Here is a 15,690-nt window from a genome sequence, read left to right on the forward strand (position 1 = left end):
CGCGCACCTGAAACCGAATTTAAGGAAACACAGATAATGGCTATCGAGATCAAAGCCCCAACCTTCCCGGAATCGGTTGCCGATGGCACCGTTGCCACCTGGCACAAGCAGCCGGGCGACGCCGTCAAGCGTGACGAGCTGATCGTCGACATCGAAACCGACAAGGTCGTCCTTGAAGTCCTGGCCACTGCCGACGGCGTGCTGGGCGCCATCGTCAAGGGCGAGGGCGACACCGTCCTGTCCGACGAAGTGCTGGGTTCGATCGTGGAGGGCGGCGCTGCCGCCGCTGCTCCGGCTGCTGCCCCGGCCGCTGCCGCTCCAGCCGCCGCTGCCGCCGACGCTGGTGAAGACGACCCGGTTGCCGCCCCGGCTGCGCGCAAGCTGGCCGAAGAGAACGGCATCGACCTGGCTACCGTTGCCGGCACCGGCAAGGGCGGTCGCATCACCAAGGAAGACGTCGTTGCCGCCGTCGCCAACAAGAAGTCCGCCCCGGCTCCAGCGGCCAAGCCTGCCGCCGCAGCCGCCGCTGCCCCGGTTGTCGTTGCCGCCGGCGACCGTACCGAGAAGCGCGTGCCGATGACCCGTCTGCGCGCCAAGATTGCCGAGCGTCTGGTCGAAGCCCAGTCGAACATGGCGATGCTGACCACCTTCAACGAAGTCGACATGACCGAGGTCATGGCCCTGCGTTCGAAGTACAAGGACTTGTTCGAGAAGACCCACAACGGCGTGCGCCTGGGCTTCATGTCGTTCTTCGTCAAGGCCGCCACCGAGGCGCTCAAGCGCTTCCCGGCAGTCAACGCCTCGATCGACGGCAACGACATTGTCTACCACGGTTATGCCGACGTCGGCGTCGCCGTGTCCAGCGACCGTGGCCTGGTGGTGCCGGTACTGCGTAATGCCGAGTCGATGAGCCTGGCTGAGATCGAGAACGGCATCGCCACCTTCGGCAAGAAGGCCCGTGACGGCAAGCTGGCCATCGAAGAGATGACCGGCGGTACCTTCACCATCACCAACGGTGGTACCTTCGGCTCGATGATGTCGACCCCGATCGTCAACCCGCCGCAGGCCGCGATCCTGGGTATGCACAACATCATCCAGCGCCCGATGGCCATCAATGGCCAGGTCGTGATCCGTCCGATGATGTACCTGGCGCTGTCTTATGACCACCGCCTGATCGACGGCAAGGAAGCGGTAACCTTCCTGGTGACCATCAAGAACCTGCTGGAAGATCCGTCTCGCCTGCTGCTGGACATCTAATCAACTAGCTGCGCGCCGCCGGCCCCGTTCTTCAAGAGACGGGGCCGTGCGGTACGCGGCTTGTAGCTTGTAGCTGATAAGGAATCTTTTATGACCCAGAAATTCGACGTAGTGGTGATTGGTGCAGGTCCTGGCGGCTATGTTGCCGCCATCAAGGCTGCCCAACTCGGTCTGAAGACTGCCTGTATCGAGAAATACACCGACGCCGAGGGCAAGCTGGCCCTGGGCGGCACCTGCCTGAACGTAGGTTGCATTCCTTCCAAGGCACTGCTGGACAGCTCCTGGAAGTACAAGGAAGCCAAAGAGAGCTTCAACGTCCACGGTATCTCCACGGGTGAAGTGAAGATGGACGTCGCCGCGATGGTTGGCCGCAAGGCCGGCATCGTCAAGAACCTGACCGGCGGTGTTGCCACCCTGTTCAAGGCCAACGGCGTCACTTCGATCCAGGGCCACGGCAAGCTGCTGGCCGGCAAGAAAGTCGAAGTTACCAAGGCTGACGGCACTACCGAAGTCATCGAAGCCGAGAACGTGATCCTGGCTTCCGGCTCGCGCCCGATCGATATTCCTCCGGCTCCGGTCGACCAGAAAGTCATCGTCGACTCCACCGGCGCACTGGAATTCCAATCGGTTCCTAAGCGCCTGGGCGTCATCGGTGCCGGCGTTATCGGCTTGGAACTGGGTTCGGTCTGGGCGCGCCTGGGTGCCGAAGTCACCGTGCTCGAGGCCCTGGACACCTTCCTGATGGCTGCCGACACTGCCGTGTCGAAAGAGGCCCAGAAGACCCTGACCAAGCAAGGCCTGGACATCAAGCTGGGCGCTCGCGTCACCGGCTCGAAAGTCAACGGCGACGAAGTCGAAGTTACCTACACCAATGCCGAAGGCGAGCAGAAGATCACCTTCGACAAGCTGATCGTCGCGGTCGGCCGTCGCCCGGTGACCACCGACCTGCTGGCCGCCGACAGCGGTGTGACCATTGACGAGCGTGGCTACATCTTCGTTGACGATCACTGCGCCACCAGCGTTCCTGGCGTGTTCGCCATCGGCGACGTGGTGCGCGGCATGATGCTGGCGCACAAGGCCTCGGAAGAGGGCATCATGGTCGTCGAGCGCATCAAGGGCCACAAAGCCCAGATGAACTATGACCTGATTCCTTCCGTCATCTACACCCACCCGGAGATCGCGTGGGTCGGCAAGACCGAACAGGCGTTGAAAGCCGAAGGCGTTGAGGTTAACGTGGGCACCTTCCCGTTCGCGGCCAGCGGCCGTGCGATGGCAGCCAACGATACCGGTGGTTTCGTCAAGGTCATCGCCGATGCTAAAACCGATCGTGTGCTGGGTGTACATGTGATCGGCCCATCCGCTGCCGAGCTGGTCCAGCAAGGCGCGATCGCAATGGAATTCGGCACCAGTGCCGAGGATCTGGGCATGATGGTCTTCAGCCATCCGACCCTGTCCGAAGCGCTGCATGAAGCAGCGCTGGCGGTGAATGGCGGTGCCATTCACGTCGCCAACCGTAAGAAGCGTTAATTATAAGAAACCACGGCGGGCTGCCCGTCGTGGGTCTTGCGTGCAAGACTCACCGCGGAACGTCCGCCGGACCGGATCACATGGGAAAACCCAGGGTCAACGGTCACAGGTGGTGCGGCGCCAGTAATGGCGCAGCGCCGAAGCGCAGTACCTAACGAAGACGGTAAAAAGCATGAATCTTCACGAGTATCAGGGTAAGCAGCTGTTCGCTGAGTACGGCCTGCCAGTTTCCAAGGGTTTCGCAGTCGACACCCCTGAAGCTGCAGCAGAAGCCTGCGACAAGATCGGCGGTTCCGAGTGGGTTGTAAAAGCCCAGGTCCACGCCGGTGGTCGCGGTAAAGCGGGCGGCGTCAAGCTGGTTCGCAGCAAGGAAGACGCCAAGGCGTTCGCTGCACAGTGGCTTGGCAAGAACCTGGTTACCTACCAGACCGACGCCAATGGTCAGCCAGTTTCCAAGATCCTGGTCGAGTCCTGCACTGACATCGCCAAAGAGCTCTACCTGGGCGCTGTAGTCGACCGTTCGAGCCGCCGCATCGTGTTCATGGCCTCCACCGAAGGTGGCGTGGACATCGAGAAAGTCGCTCACGACACTCCTGAGAAGATCCTCAAGGCCACCATCGATCCACTGGTCGGTGCCCAGCCGTTCCAGGGTCGCGAGCTGGCGTTCCAGCTGGGCCTGGAAGGCAAGCAAGTTCAGCAGTTCGCCAAGATCTTCGTAGGCCTGGCCAAGCTGTTCAAGGATCACGATCTGGCCCTGCTGGAAGTGAACCCGCTGGTGATCAAGGCCGATGGCGATCTGCACTGCCTCGATGCCAAGATCAACATCGACGCCAACGCCATGTACCGTCAGCCGAAGCTGAAGACCTTCCACGATCCGTCGCAGGATGACGCCCGTGAAGCCCACGCCGCCAAGTTCGAACTGAACTACGTTGCCCTCGAAGGCAACATCGGCTGCATGGTCAACGGTGCCGGCCTGGCCATGGGTACCATGGACATCGTCAACCTGCACGGCGGCAAGCCTGCCAACTTCCTCGACGTTGGCGGCGGCGCTACCAAAGAGCGCGTTACCGAAGCGTTCAAGATCATCCTGTCCGACAGCAATGTCGCGGCCGTACTGGTCAACATCTTCGGCGGCATCGTTCGCTGCGACATGATTGCCGAAGGCATCATTGGCGCGGTGAAAGAGGTCGGCGTCAAGGTTCCGGTCGTCGTTCGCCTTGAAGGCAACAACGCCGAACTGGGCGCTAAAGTACTGGCAGAAAGCGGTTTGAACATCATTGCGGCAACCAGCCTGACCGACGCTGCTCAACAAGTTGTCAAAGCTGCGGAGGGCAAGTAATGAGCGTCCTGATCAATAAAGACACCAAAGTCATCTGCCAGGGCTTCACCGGCTCGCAGGGTACCTTCCACTCCGAACAAGCCATCGCCTACGGCACCAAGATGGTCGGCGGCGTCACCCCGGGCAAGGGTGGCACCACCCACCTGGGCCTGCCGGTGTTCAACACCGTGAAAGAAGCTGTGGAAGCTACCGGCGCTGACGCGTCGGTCATCTACGTACCGGCTCCTTTCTGCAAGGACTCGATCCTGGAAGCCGCCTTCGGTGGCATCAAGCTGATCGTCTGCATCACCGAGGGTATCCCTACCCTCGACATGCTGGACGCCAAGGTCAAGTGCGACGAGCTGGGCGTGACCCTGATCGGCCCGAACTGCCCAGGCGTGATCACTCCGGGCGAGTGCAAGATCGGCATCATGCCAGGTCACATCCACCTGCCAGGCAAGGTCGGTATCGTTTCGCGTTCCGGCACCCTGACCTATGAAGCTGTCAAGCAGACCACCGACGCCGGCTTCGGCCAGTCGACCTGCGTCGGCATCGGCGGTGACCCGATCCCGGGCTCCAACTTCATCGACATCCTGAAGCTGTTCCAGGAAGACCCGAAGACCGAAGCGATCGTCATGATCGGTGAAATCGGCGGTTCCGCTGAAGAAGAAGCCGCGGCCTACATCAAGGCCAACGTGACCAAGCCTGTCGTTTCCTACATCGCCGGTGTTACCGCACCTGCTGGCAAGCGCATGGGCCACGCTGGCGCCATCATCTCCGGTGGCAAGGGTACTGCGGACGAGAAGTTCGCCGCCCTGCAGGACGCTGGTGTGAAAACCGTGCGTTCCCTGGCTGACATCGGCAAGGCTCTGGCCGAGCTGACTGGCTGGGAAGTCAAGAAGTAAGTAACACGCAATACCCCCCACGCGCACAAAGGCCACCTTCGGGTGGCCTTTGTCGTTAACGGGGATCGCTTGGAAGATGGGGCTGCACACCTTCGGAAATTCCGATGGTCGCTATCAGGATTTTCAACCAGACATTCGTTTGAATACGCAATAAATTGTCGCTGAACACGTTCAACAAGACGACAAACACATACGCACATCGGACAAGCAGCACTGTGCCAGTGCGTTTGTCAGGCAAAACAGGTAGGCTACGCGTTCACTCTGTGCCCGTACCCCAAAAGGGAACGACACGCTAAACGGGTCTGGCTCACCAAGCCGGGCAGCATTTCCCTTCATCCTATGGGAAATCCCCTCCGACTCCCGATTTCAGCAGTGTGGTATTTCCTTAAATGAAAGTGTTAAAAGGCCAGGATATCCTGGCGCTTGGCTTTATGACGTTTGCGCTTTTCGTAGGCGCCGGCAACATCATCTTCCCACCTATCGTCGGCCTGCAGTCTGGCCCGAACGTATGGATGGCCGCACTCGGCTTCCTGGTCACCGCCGTGGGCCTGCCGGTCATCACCGTGATCGCCCTGGCCAAGGTCGGTGGCGGCATGGATGCCCTGAGCAGCCCGATCGGCAAGTTCTTCGGCGGCCTGCTGGCGGCGGTGTGCTACCTCTCGGTCGGCCCGCTGTTCGCCACCCCGCGCACTGCGACCGTGTCGTTCGAAGTGGGCGTGGCACCGCTGACCGGTGAAAGCCCGCTCGCTCTGCTCATTTACAGCGTGGTGTACTTCGCGGTGGTCCTGGCCGTGTCCATGTACCCGGGCAAGCTGCTCGACACCGTAGGGCGTTTCCTCGCGCCGTTGAAGATCATCGCCCTGGCTGTGCTGGGCATCGCGGCGTTCGCATTGCCGGCCGGCACCATCGGTGAGGCCCAGCCTGCCTACGCCGCCGCTGCGTTCTCCAAAGGTTTCTCCGATGGTTACCTGACCATGGACACGCTGGGGGCACTGGTCTTCGGTATCGTCATCGTCAATGCCATCCGTTCGCGTGGTGTCGAGTCGCCGAAGCTGATCACCCGCTATGCCATCATTGCGGGCCTGATTGCCGGCCTGGGTCTGGTCCTGGTGTATGTCAGCCTGTTCCGCCTCGGCGCGGGCAGTCATGACATCGCAGCCGATGCCACCAACGGTGCGATGGTATTGCATGCCTATGTGCAGCACACCTTCGGTTCGCTGGGCAGTGGTTTCCTGGCGGTACTGATCGCGCTGGCCTGCCTGGTCACCGCCGTGGGTCTGACCTGCGCCTGTGCCGAATACTTCAGCCAGATCCTGCCGCTGTCGTACCGTGCGCTGGTGGTGATCCTGGCTGGTTTCTCGCTGGTGATCTCCAACCTGGGCCTGACCAAGCTGATCATGTTCTCGATTCCCGTGCTGACGGCGATCTATCCGCCGTGCATCGTGGTCGTGGGCCTGAGCTTCGTGAAGGACCTGTGGAACTCGCCAACCCGCATCCTGGCGCCGGTCATGCTGGTGTCGCTGGTGTTCGGCGTTGTCGACGCCATCAAGGGCAGCAGCTTCGCCCACGCACTGCCTGACGCCCTGGCTCACCTGCCGTTCAGCAACGAAGGCATGGCCTGGCTGGTGCCTTCGGTGGTGACCCTGGCTGTCGCCGTGGTCTGCGACCGCATGCTGGGCAAGCCGCGCGAGGCGCTGGCCTGATGGATTGAAACCTGATGGACGGGGCGCTGGCCAAAAGCCAAAGGGCCCCCGTCAAAGGTGGTTATCGAGACCCCGCTGCCGAAAGGCGCGGGGTTTTTTGTGGCCTGGACCGACGCTAGCGCGCGATGGCGTATCTTTTAACGAATCCGGGCGTCGAACACCGGTCTGTTTCTCTTTAAGGGATTCCTGCATGACCTTCATCCAAAACAACCTTGGCAACCTCCTGGCCGTCTGCTGGTTCGCCATCTGCTGGGGCGGCTACACCCGCTATGCCACCTGGAAGGGGCGCGACACCGCGTGCCTGGCCAGCGTGTTGCACCTTTACCGCGAGGATTGGATGCGCCGCATGCTGCTGCGCGACAACCGCATCGCCGATGCCAGCGTGATAGGCAACCTGGAGCGCAATGCATCGTTCTTCGCCTCCAGCACCCTGATCATTCTTGCCGGCATCCTCACCGTGCTCGGTGCGTCCGACCGCGCGTTGTCGCTGCTGGCCGACCTGCCGCTGGTACAGCAGGCGTCCCAAGGCATGTCAGAAATCAAGCTGCTGTGCCTGGCGACGGTGTTCGTCTATGCGTTCTTCACGTTCAGCTGGTGTATGCGTCAATACAACTTCGCCGCAGTATTGGTGGGCTCGGCGCCGATGATAGGCGAACGTCAGGTCAACGAACTGGAACGCAAGGCTTTCGCCTCCCGGGCGGCGCGGGTGCTGTCGCTGGCCGCCAACCAGTTCAACCTGGGGTTGCGCTCGTATTACTTCGGCATGGCCATGTTGAGCTGGTTCATCAGCCCCTGGCTGTTCATGGCCATGAGCGTGGGCGTGGTGTTCATTCTGTATCGCCGTGAGTTTCATTCCCATGTACTGGAAGTGATGGTGTTCACGCCCACCGAAAGTGCACCGGTAGAGGCGAGCAGGGACACTTCCGACAGTGCAAGCTGAAGCCTTTCAGCGTTAAATGACAGATATAAAAAAACCCGACAGTGTCGGGTTTCTTTATGTCGCTCGATTACTGCTTGGCTGGCTCGGCAGGTGCAGTGGTCGGCGCTGGCGTGGAAGGCGCAGCTTCCTCGGCGGCCTTCTGCTGCGCTTCGGCCTGATCTTTGGCGGCTTCGGCGTTTTCCTTGGCGGCGTCGTTCATCTTATCCTGAGCTTCGCCCATCTTCTCTTGGGCTTGCTCGGCATGTTGCTGTGCGTCCTGGGCTTTGTCTTCGCTCGCTTTATCGCAAGCAGCCAGGCCCATGGCAGCGGCCAGCATCAGAGCAAAAGCAAAAGGTTTACGCATGGGGTGTTTCTCCTGGGTGGAATAACTTTGTATGTTCCTTCGAGTACCCTGCCGGCGAATAAGTTCAACGCAGGTTACAGATATATAACTGCCTGGCCTATATAGACTTTTTACCCATTTTATGCGGCGGCGGACAATGAACGAGACTCCATTGATGGCGATGGCCGAGCGCTTTCTGTCGGCATTGAAACATTGCCAGGTACTACAGATGCGGGTGCAGCATGCCGACGCCGATGGCATGACCCTGGTGCTGCCCTGGTCGCCGGCCATTGTCGGCAATCCGCAGAATGGCGCGGTGCATGGTGGTGTGCTGACCACGCTGATGGACACCACGTGCGGCATGGCTACGCTCTGCGCGCTGCCCAGCTTCGAGGTATGTCCGACCTTGGACCTACGCATCGACTACATGCACCCGGCCGAGGCGGGCAAGGACATCCATGGCCATGCCCAGTGCTACCGTGTGACCCGCGATGTCATCTTCACCCGGGGGACAGCCTACCAGGATGACCCTGCGCAACCGATCTGCCAGGTAGTCGGCACCTTCATGCGCCTGGGGCAGGACGTCAAAGGCGGCATCCGCTTCGGTAACAGCCTCAAGGAGCGCCGCACGTGATCCCCAGCGATATCCGCCAGCAACTGAACCAGGCCCACGCCCGGGGTGATTACCAGCCCTTGCTGGCGTTGATCCCCTATGCCGGATTGATCGGTATCGAATGCGAGCGCCAGGGCGAAGACCTGCTGTTCCGTCTGCCGGCCAATCCGGACAATATCGGCAACCCGTTGCTGCCGGCCATCCATGGCGGCGTGATCGCCGGGTTCATGGAGCTGTCCGCGGCGCTCTACCTGCTGATCTACAGCGAAAGCGCGAGCATTCCGAAGATCATCGATTTTTCCATCGACTACCTGCGTGCTGGCCTTTACCGCGATACCTACGCCCAGTGCCAGCTGTGGCGCCAGGGGCGACGGGTGACCAACGTCGCCATTACCGCCTGGCAGGGCGATCGCGACACCCCGATCGCCACGGCACGCGCGCATTTCAAGATTGAACCGGAAAAGCCCTTGAAATAGTCAGGGCTGCCCCCATCTGCTGGACATCCGCCATCAAAACGGCCCGCTGGCCGCCAGGCGTCACCAACCAACAGATTGGAGTTTTGAAGACCATGAGTGTGGAGACTCAAAAAGAAACCCTGGGCTTTCAGACCGAGGTAAAGCAACTGCTGCACCTCATGATCCATTCCCTGTATTCGAACAAGGAGATCTTCCTGCGCGAGCTGATCTCCAACGCCTCCGACGCCGCTGACAAGCTGCGCTTCGAGGCCCTGGCCAAGCCTGAGCTGCTCGAAGGCGACGCCGACCTGAAGATCCGCCTCAGCTTCGACAAGGCTGCCAACACCGTTACCCTCGAGGACAACGGCATCGGCATGAGCCGCGAAGACGTGATCGCGCACCTGGGTACCATTGCCAAGTCCGGTACCGCCGACTTCATGAAGAACCTCACCGGTGACCAGAAAAAGGACTCGCACCTGATCGGTCAGTTCGGTGTGGGCTTCTACTCCGCGTTCATTGTCGCCGACAAGGTCGACGTGTTCAGCCGTCGCGCCGGCCTGCCGGCCGCCGAGGGCGTGCACTGGTCATCCAAAGGCGAGGGCGAGTTTGAAGTCGCCACCATCGACAAGCCGCAGCGCGGTACCCGCATCGTCCTGCACCTGAAGAAGGGCGAGGATGAATTCGCCGATGGCTGGCGTCTGCGCAACGTGGTCAAGAAGTACTCCGACCACATCGCCCTGCCGATCGAGCTGCCCAAGGAGCAGGCCGAGGCCGCCGAAGGCGAGGAAAAGCCGGAGCAGGAATGGGAAACCGTCAACCGCGCCAGCGCCCTGTGGACCCGTTCGCGCACCGAGGTGAAGGACGAGGAGTACCAGGAGTTCTACAAGCACATCGGCCATGACTTCGAGAACCCGCTGGCCTGGAGCCACAACAAGGTCGAAGGCAAGCTCGAGTACAACTCGCTGCTGTACGTGCCGGCCCGCGCGCCGTTCGACCTGTATCAGCGCGAAGCGCCACGCGGCCTGAAACTGTACGTGCAGCGCGTGTTCATCATGGACCAGGCAGAGTCGTTCCTGCCGCTGTACCTGCGCTTCATCAAGGGCGTGGTCGACTCCAACGACCTGTCGCTGAACGTTTCCCGCGAGATCCTGCAGAAAGACCCGATCATCGACTCGATGAAGACCGCGCTGACCAAGCGTGTGCTGGACATGCTGGAGAAACTGGCGAAGAACGAACCCGAGCAGTACAAGGGCTTCTGGAAAAACTTCGGTCAGGTGCTCAAGGAAGGCCCGGCCGAGGACTTCGCCAACAAGGAGAAGATCGCCAGCCTGCTGCGCTTCGCCTCCACCCATGACGACAGCGGCGAGCAGAGCGTCGCCCTGGCCGACTACCTGGCCCGCGCCAAGGAAGGCCAGGACAAGATCTACTTCCTTACCGGCGAATCCTACGCCCAGGTCAAGAACAGCCCGCACCTGGAAGTCTTCCGCAAGAAAGGCATCGAAGTGCTGCTGCTCACCGACCGCATCGACGAGTGGCTGATGAGCTACCTCAACGAGTTCGACGGCAAGGCCTTCGTCGACGTCGCCCGCGGCGACCTGGACCTGGGAAGTCTGGACTCCGAAGAGGACAAGAAGGCCCAGGAAGAAGTCGCCAAGGACAAGGAAGGCCTGGTCGAGCGTCTCAAGGGCGCGCTGGGTGACAGCGTTGCCGAGGTGCGTGTCTCGCACCGCCTGACCGACTCGCCGGCGATCCTGGCCATCGGTGAACAGGACCTGGGCTTGCAGATGCGCCAGATCCTCGAGGCCAGCGGGCAGAAGGTGCCGGAGTCCAAGCCGATCTTCGAGTTCAACCCGAGCCACCCGCTGATCGAGAAGCTCGATGGCGAGCAGAGTGAAGACCGCTTCGCCGAGCTTTCGCACATCCTGTTCGACCAGGCGGCCCTGGCGGCCGGTGACAGCTTGAAGGATCCGGCGGCCTACGTACGCCGTCTCAACAAGCTGCTGGTCGAGCTGTCGGCTTGACCTGAGGCAAGAAAAGCCCGCTTCGGCGGGCTTTTTCATGTCTGCCGTTGCCACGAATACATCTATCCTGTCCTGACCCGTGAACGCCCAAGGAGAGCTGAATGAGCAAGGTCATCGTCGAGTCGTTGGTTTATCACCTGTCAGGCAAGGCTTACGAAAGCCGCCTGGTCTACGCCCCGGGCGCGCTGCCGCAGCCGGGCCTGGTGATGGCGCCGAACTGGATGGGTATCGGCGAGGGCGCCGAACGTATCGCCAAGGAAGTGGCCGAGCAAGGCTATGTGGTGCTGATTGCCGACTTGTATGGCCAGTCGGTGCGGCCGTCCAATGCTGACGAAGCCGGTACGGCGATGATGCCGCTGAAGAACGACCGCGCCGAACTTCGCAAGCGCATGCAGGAAGCGTTGGCGCAATTGCTCGGGCAGTCCAAGGCGCTGCTCGAGCCAGGCAAGGTCGCGACGTTCGGTTTCTGCTTTGGCGGCTGCTGTGCCCTGGAGCTTGCCCGCACCGGCGCCGATCTGAGGGCAGCGGTGTCGTTCCACGGCACGCTGGATACCCCGAACCCCGAGGATGCCAAGCGCATCAAGGGTTCGGTGCTGGTGCTGCATGGTGCCTCCGACCCATTGGTGCCAAGGGAACAGTTGCCAGCCTTCGAAGAAGAGATGAATGCTGCCAAGGTTGACTGGCAGTTGCTCAGCTATGGCGGGGCGGTGCACTCGTTCACCGATCCGAACGCCAATGTGCCGGGCAAGATGCAGTACGACCGGCGCACCTCGGAGCGGGCATTCCGCTCGATGCATAACTTGCTCAAGGAAGTGTTCGCAAGCTGAAGGCTCAGGGGCCGCCAAGCGGCCCCAATCAGCGCGGCAGTTCGATCCGCCCGCTTTCTCCCGGCACCACCGGCCAATCCCCAGCCGCCCAGCGCGCCCGTGCCGCTTCTATCAATCCCGGGTCACTGGCGACGAAGTTCCAGTTCATCCGCCGCGGTCCGTCTAGCGGCGCGCCGCCGATCAGCACCAGCTGGCACTCATCTTCGGCATACAAGCTCACGACTTCGCCCTCGGGTAGCACCACCAGGCTGCATGGCTCGACGTCCTCGTTATCCAGCAGCAACTCACCTTCGAGCAGATACAGCGCGCGCTGCACGTGTTCCGTCGGCACGATCAGGGTGGTGGCCGCCTGCATGTGCACATGGGCGTAGAGCGTGGGGGAGAGCACCGGTACCGGTGAGGCCAGGCAGAAGCCTGTGCCGGCGATCATGCGGATCCGCACGCCGAGGCTGTCACTGGCCGGCAGGCTGTCGGCCGGATGATGACTGTAGCTTGCCGGGCCCTGCTCGTCGGACTTCGGCGAGGCCAGCCAGACCTGCAGCCCATGCAGCCGCGAGCCGCGCTCGAACACCTCGGCCGGCGTGCGCTCGACATGCGCCACGCCCGCTCCGGCGGTCATCCAGCTGACGTCTCCTGGGCGCACGCGCTGGTCCGAGCCGAGGCTGTCCTTGTGCTGGATTTCACCCTCGAACAGGTAGGTGAGGGTGGAAAGGCCAATATGAGGGTGCTGGCGAATGTCCATGCCATGACCCGGCGCGTAGTCGGTTTCCAGCATATGGTCGAAGAACACGAAAGGGCCTACGCTGCGGCACTGCGCCGAGGGCAGCGGGCGCAGGATCGGCTGGCCCTCGACCGATTCGGCGCGTGGGCGGATGACCAGGGGGCTGCTCATGGCGACACTCCTTGAGGGATGCCTGCAAGCATAGCGTTTTGCCGTCCGTGGCTGAACCGTCGCGAGCGCTGCCCGGTCTACTCTTGCGGTACCGGCAAAGGAGCCTGAGATGATTGCCCGCACATTGGCCTGCCTGCTGTTGAGTGCAAGTCTGTTCGACACTGCGCAAGCCCGCGACTACCGCTACAGCGACGCCCATCTGCACTACGTGGATTTCTTCCAGGAAACCGAAGGCATGCCGGCCTTGCTCAAGGCCATGGACGAGGCCGGGGTGGAGCAGTCGATGATCTCCGGCATCCCGGTGGCGAAGAAATGGCACGAGGACGAACCCAAGCGTCCGCGCTACTACGCCGGCGACGATGCCGATGCCTACTGGTACAGCGCCACCGACCTGTACGTCGCCGCCGCTCTGGAAAAGCTGCCTGCTGAGCAGCGCAGGCGTTTCCACCCGTTTCTCACCGGCTTCAACCCGGTGGACAAGAACGCCGTCAGCCATATCGAGCGCATGCTCGAGCTTTATCCGGGGTTGTGGCAGGGCATCGGCGAGGTATTTACCCGCCATGACGACCTCACCGCCCTGACCAGCGGCGACACGCCTCGCGCCAACAACGAGGCCATGACCCGCATCTATCACCTGGCTGCCGAGCGCGACCTGCCGGTGTTGCTGCACTCGAACATCACCTCCAAGCGCGAGCGCAACCCACTCTACTTGGCGGAAATCGAAGAGCCGTTGCGTAACCACCCGCATACCCGCTTCATCTGGGCCCATGCCGGCAGCAGCATGGAGATTCACCGGCACCAGGAGCGCATGGACTTTCTCCTGCCGGTGCTCAACCGATTGCTCGAGGACTATCCCAACCTGTACGTGGACCTGTCCTGGAGCGTGCTTGAGCCCTATCTGCTGGATGAGCAGGGCGTGCCACGCCAGGACTGGGTCGAGTTGGTCGTGCGCTTTCCCGAGCGCTTTATGCTCGGGTCCGATGTGGTGGGGCGCTTTGGCAGCATCGGCGAGCAGATGCACGCTTTCGATCCATTCCTCGATGCCTTGCCCGAAGCGGTGGCAGAGCGGGTGAGCAGGAAAAATTTTATTGAGCTGCTGCCAAAACGCACGAAATAGCGAGTTTCATGAGCAGATGTCGTTTTGATATCGCCTTTTCGTCTTACGCAATTTCCATGTGGCCCGATACCTTTTTTAAGCAACGGACTATCACGCTTGGGAGGGATCCTGGAAATGAGCTTGAGACGCTTGAATATAGCGCCGCGCGCTGGGCTTGGCTTTGGCATCATGGCGCTGCTGGTGGTGGCGCTGGGTGGCTTCGCATTGCAACAGATGACCAATATGCGCCAGCAGTCCGAGCAGGTGGACAACAACTGGCTGCCGAGCGTGATCTCGGTGGGCAGCATGACCCAGGACATGTTACGCATCCGCGCCTTGACCTTGCGGTTGTTGGTCAATACCGACCCGGTTGCCCAACAGCAGAACCGTGCTCGCATAGACGAGGTCAAGGGCGGCCTGAGCAAGGCGCAGAGTCACTACGATGCCTTGATCGTGCTTCCTGAAGAGCGGACGTTGTTCGATCGCTACCAGGTTCTCGAGCGCCAATACATGACCTTGCAAGGGCAAGTCGTACAACTGGCCACCGATGGGCATGTCCAGGCGGCGGCGACGCTGGTCAACGGCGAGATGAACCAGTTGGCCGATCAGATGACTGCGACCCTCAACGAGTTGATCGAGCTGAACAACCATCAGGCCAACTCAGCCACCGACATGGCCGAGGCTGTGTACAACGGTGCGAAAGTTTGGGTCGGCGTGTTGCTGGTGATTGCCCTGAGCCTGACTGTGGTGCTCGCCCTGGCTTTGACCCGCAGCATCGTGCGGCCGCTAGGTCAGTCGCTGAGGGTTGCCGAGACGGTCGCCACCGGCGACCTCACACCGCAGATCACCGTGCAGGGCGACGATGAGCCAGCACGCTTGCTGGCAGCCCTCAAGAGCATGCAGCAGAGCCTGCGCGAGACCATTGGGAGAATCTCAGACTCGGCCAACCAGTTGGCCTCGGCTTCCGAAGAACTGAGCGCGGTCACTGAGGACGCGACCCGTGGCCTGCAGCAACAAAGCATGGAAATCGAGCAAGCCGCCACTGCGGTTAACCAGATGACTGTGGCAGTGGAGGAGGTGGCGAGCAACGCGGTGGCTACCTCCGAGGCTTCGCGTGAGTCAGACCAGATCGCTCGCCGCGGGCGCGAGCAGGTGCAGGCCACGGTCACTGCCATCGAGGCATTGGCCAGTGGCGTGGCGGGCAACGCCGAGGAGGTGGGGCAGTTGGCCCAGCAGGTGCACGACATCAGCAAGGTGCTGGATGTCATCGGCTCGATCGCCGAGCAGACCAACCTGCTGGCGCTCAACGCTGCCATCGAGGCAGCGCGCGCCGGCGAAGCCGGGCGAGGATTCGCCGTGGTCGCCGACGAGGTGCGGGCGTTGGCTCACCGTACGCAGACCTCGACGCAGGAGATCGAGCAGATGATCGTGGCCATCCGTAGCGGTGCCGAGCGGGCGGTGCAGGGCATGCAGCATAGCGATGCCCAGGCCCGTTCGACCCTGGACGGGGCCCATGCCGCGGGCCAGGCGCTGGAGGCGATCGCTGCGGCCATCGGCCAGATCAACGAGCGCAACCTGGTGATCGCCAGTGCCTCGGAGCAGCAGGCCCAGGTGGCGCGGGAGGTGGACCGTAACCTGACCACCATCCGCGACCTGGCGCATCAGTCGTCGGCGGGGGCCGAGCAGACGTCTGCAGCGAGCCAGGCCCTGTCGCGGCTGGCGGTGGACCTCAATACCCTGGTGCAGCGCTTCTCGGTGTAAGGGCCCTCGCGGGGCAAGCCAGCTCCCACGCCATCGGCTCAAGGTCATGTGGA

General features: G+C 61.8%; 14 protein-coding genes and 1 pseudogene. 13 read left to right on the forward strand and 2 right to left on the reverse strand.

What is annotated here, in order from left to right; all coding sequences use genetic code 11:
- Positions 1 to 36: 36 nt before the first annotated feature.
- The 6 genes from odhB (at position 37) to BMY03_RS19860 (ending at position 7,650) form a co-directional block, all read left to right on the forward strand.
- Complete coding sequence (gene odhB / locus BMY03_RS19835; protein ID WP_094012048.1) at positions 37 to 1,257, forward strand: 2-oxoglutarate dehydrogenase complex dihydrolipoyllysine-residue succinyltransferase; 1,221 nt, start codon at positions 37 to 39, stop codon at positions 1,255 to 1,257.
- Positions 1,258 to 1,347: 90 nt separating this feature from the next.
- On the forward strand, positions 1,348 to 2,784 hold the full coding sequence (gene lpdA / locus BMY03_RS19840; protein ID WP_038706504.1) for a dihydrolipoyl dehydrogenase: 1,437 nt from the start codon (positions 1,348 to 1,350) through the stop codon (positions 2,782 to 2,784).
- A 172-nt stretch (positions 2,785 to 2,956) separates the two neighbouring features.
- Positions 2,957 to 4,123, forward strand: coding sequence for an ADP-forming succinate--CoA ligase subunit beta (gene sucC / locus BMY03_RS19845; protein ID WP_023629628.1), 1,167 nt, complete (start codon positions 2,957 to 2,959; stop codon positions 4,121 to 4,123).
- Positions 4,123 to 5,007: a succinate--CoA ligase subunit alpha gene (gene sucD / locus BMY03_RS19850; protein WP_004376004.1), complete on the forward strand. Its 885-nt coding sequence runs from the start codon at positions 4,123 to 4,125 to the stop codon at positions 5,005 to 5,007. The genes sucC and sucD overlap by 1 nt, the downstream gene beginning before the upstream one ends.
- Before the next feature lie 389 nt (positions 5,008 to 5,396).
- Entirely contained in the window at positions 5,397 to 6,710 is a 1,314-nt protein-coding gene (brnQ, locus tag BMY03_RS19855; protein ID WP_023629627.1) for a branched-chain amino acid transport system II carrier protein, read from the forward strand.
- 190 nt (positions 6,711 to 6,900) lie between these two features.
- Complete coding sequence (locus BMY03_RS19860; protein WP_094012049.1) at positions 6,901 to 7,650, forward strand: DUF599 domain-containing protein; 750 nt, start codon at positions 6,901 to 6,903, stop codon at positions 7,648 to 7,650.
- A gap of 67 nt (positions 7,651 to 7,717) precedes the next feature.
- Here BMY03_RS19860 and BMY03_RS19865 read toward each other — a convergent pair whose 3' ends face one another.
- Positions 7,718 to 7,993, reverse strand: coding sequence for a hypothetical protein (locus BMY03_RS19865; protein ID WP_023629625.1), 276 nt, complete (start codon positions 7,991 to 7,993; stop codon positions 7,718 to 7,720).
- Positions 7,994 to 8,129: 136 nt separating this feature from the next.
- Here BMY03_RS19865 and BMY03_RS19870 point away from each other — a divergent pair, with 136 nt between their 5' ends.
- The 4 genes from BMY03_RS19870 to BMY03_RS19885 all read left to right on the forward strand — a co-directional run bounded on the left by BMY03_RS19870 (position 8,130) and on the right by BMY03_RS19885 (position 11,888).
- Positions 8,130 to 8,606 carry a PaaI family thioesterase gene (locus BMY03_RS19870; RefSeq protein WP_023629624.1) on the forward strand — a complete coding sequence of 159 codons (477 nt, stop codon included), beginning with the start codon at positions 8,130 to 8,132 and terminating at the stop codon, positions 8,604 to 8,606.
- Positions 8,603 to 9,061 (forward strand): PaaI family thioesterase, encoded by a 459-nt coding sequence (locus BMY03_RS19875; RefSeq protein WP_023629623.1) that lies wholly within the window; start codon positions 8,603 to 8,605, stop codon positions 9,059 to 9,061. The genes BMY03_RS19870 and BMY03_RS19875 overlap by 4 nt, the downstream gene beginning before the upstream one ends.
- A gap of 92 nt (positions 9,062 to 9,153) precedes the next feature.
- The gene (htpG, locus tag BMY03_RS19880) at positions 9,154 to 11,061 is read left to right on the forward strand and encodes a molecular chaperone HtpG (RefSeq protein ID WP_094012050.1); all 1,908 of its coding nucleotides are present in this window, start codon (positions 9,154 to 9,156) and stop codon (positions 11,059 to 11,061) included.
- A 101-nt stretch (positions 11,062 to 11,162) separates the two neighbouring features.
- Positions 11,163 to 11,888: a dienelactone hydrolase family protein gene (locus BMY03_RS19885; RefSeq protein WP_023629622.1), complete on the forward strand. Its 726-nt coding sequence runs from the start codon at positions 11,163 to 11,165 to the stop codon at positions 11,886 to 11,888.
- A 28-nt stretch (positions 11,889 to 11,916) separates the two neighbouring features.
- Here BMY03_RS19885 and BMY03_RS19890 read toward each other — a convergent pair whose 3' ends face one another.
- Complete coding sequence (locus BMY03_RS19890) at positions 11,917 to 12,780, reverse strand: pirin family protein (RefSeq protein WP_094012051.1); 864 nt, start codon at positions 12,778 to 12,780, stop codon at positions 11,917 to 11,919.
- 109 nt (positions 12,781 to 12,889) lie between these two features.
- Here BMY03_RS19890 and BMY03_RS19895 point away from each other — a divergent pair, with 109 nt between their 5' ends.
- The 3 genes and pseudogenes from BMY03_RS19895 (at position 12,890) to BMY03_RS27045 (ending at position 15,637) form a co-directional block, all read left to right on the forward strand.
- Positions 12,890 to 13,897 (forward strand): amidohydrolase family protein, encoded by a 1,008-nt coding sequence (locus BMY03_RS19895; RefSeq protein ID WP_094012052.1) that lies wholly within the window; start codon positions 12,890 to 12,892, stop codon positions 13,895 to 13,897.
- Positions 13,898 to 14,011: 114 nt separating this feature from the next.
- Positions 14,012 to 14,782: pseudogene (locus BMY03_RS27040) on the forward strand (MCP four helix bundle domain-containing protein); the annotation flags it as partial.
- A 114-nt stretch (positions 14,783 to 14,896) separates the two neighbouring features.
- On the forward strand, positions 14,897 to 15,637 hold the full coding sequence (locus BMY03_RS27045) for a methyl-accepting chemotaxis protein (RefSeq protein ID WP_413697910.1): 741 nt from the start codon (positions 14,897 to 14,899) through the stop codon (positions 15,635 to 15,637).
- Positions 15,638 to 15,690 lie beyond the last annotated feature (53 nt).

This window comes from Pseudomonas soli (genome assembly GCF_900110655.1).
Taxonomy (GTDB): Bacteria; Pseudomonadota; Gammaproteobacteria; order Pseudomonadales; family Pseudomonadaceae; genus Aquipseudomonas; species Aquipseudomonas soli.

Coding starts and splice junctions, on each gene's coding strand:
- odhB (WP_094012048.1), top strand. CDS start 37: ATGGCTATCGAGATCAAAGCCCCAACCTTCCCGGAATCGGTTGCCGAT.
- BMY03_RS27045 (WP_413697910.1), top strand. CDS start 14,897: ATGGAAATCGAGCAAGCCGCCACTGCGGTTAACCAGATGACTGTGGCA.
- lpdA (WP_038706504.1), top strand. CDS start 1,348: ATGACCCAGAAATTCGACGTAGTGGTGATTGGTGCAGGTCCTGGCGGC.
- BMY03_RS19865 (WP_023629625.1), bottom strand. CDS start 7,993: ATGCGTAAACCTTTTGCTTTTGCTCTGATGCTGGCCGCTGCCATGGGC.
- sucD (WP_004376004.1), top strand. CDS start 4,123: ATGAGCGTCCTGATCAATAAAGACACCAAAGTCATCTGCCAGGGCTTC.
- BMY03_RS19885 (WP_023629622.1), top strand. CDS start 11,163: ATGAGCAAGGTCATCGTCGAGTCGTTGGTTTATCACCTGTCAGGCAAG.
- brnQ (WP_023629627.1), top strand. CDS start 5,397: ATGAAAGTGTTAAAAGGCCAGGATATCCTGGCGCTTGGCTTTATGACG.
- BMY03_RS19890 (WP_094012051.1), bottom strand. CDS start 12,780: ATGAGCAGCCCCCTGGTCATCCGCCCACGCGCCGAATCGGTCGAGGGC.
- sucC (WP_023629628.1), top strand. CDS start 2,957: ATGAATCTTCACGAGTATCAGGGTAAGCAGCTGTTCGCTGAGTACGGC.
- BMY03_RS19895 (WP_094012052.1), top strand. CDS start 12,890: ATGATTGCCCGCACATTGGCCTGCCTGCTGTTGAGTGCAAGTCTGTTC.
- htpG (WP_094012050.1), top strand. CDS start 9,154: ATGAGTGTGGAGACTCAAAAAGAAACCCTGGGCTTTCAGACCGAGGTA.
- BMY03_RS19860 (WP_094012049.1), top strand. CDS start 6,901: ATGACCTTCATCCAAAACAACCTTGGCAACCTCCTGGCCGTCTGCTGG.
- BMY03_RS19870 (WP_023629624.1), top strand. CDS start 8,130: ATGAACGAGACTCCATTGATGGCGATGGCCGAGCGCTTTCTGTCGGCA.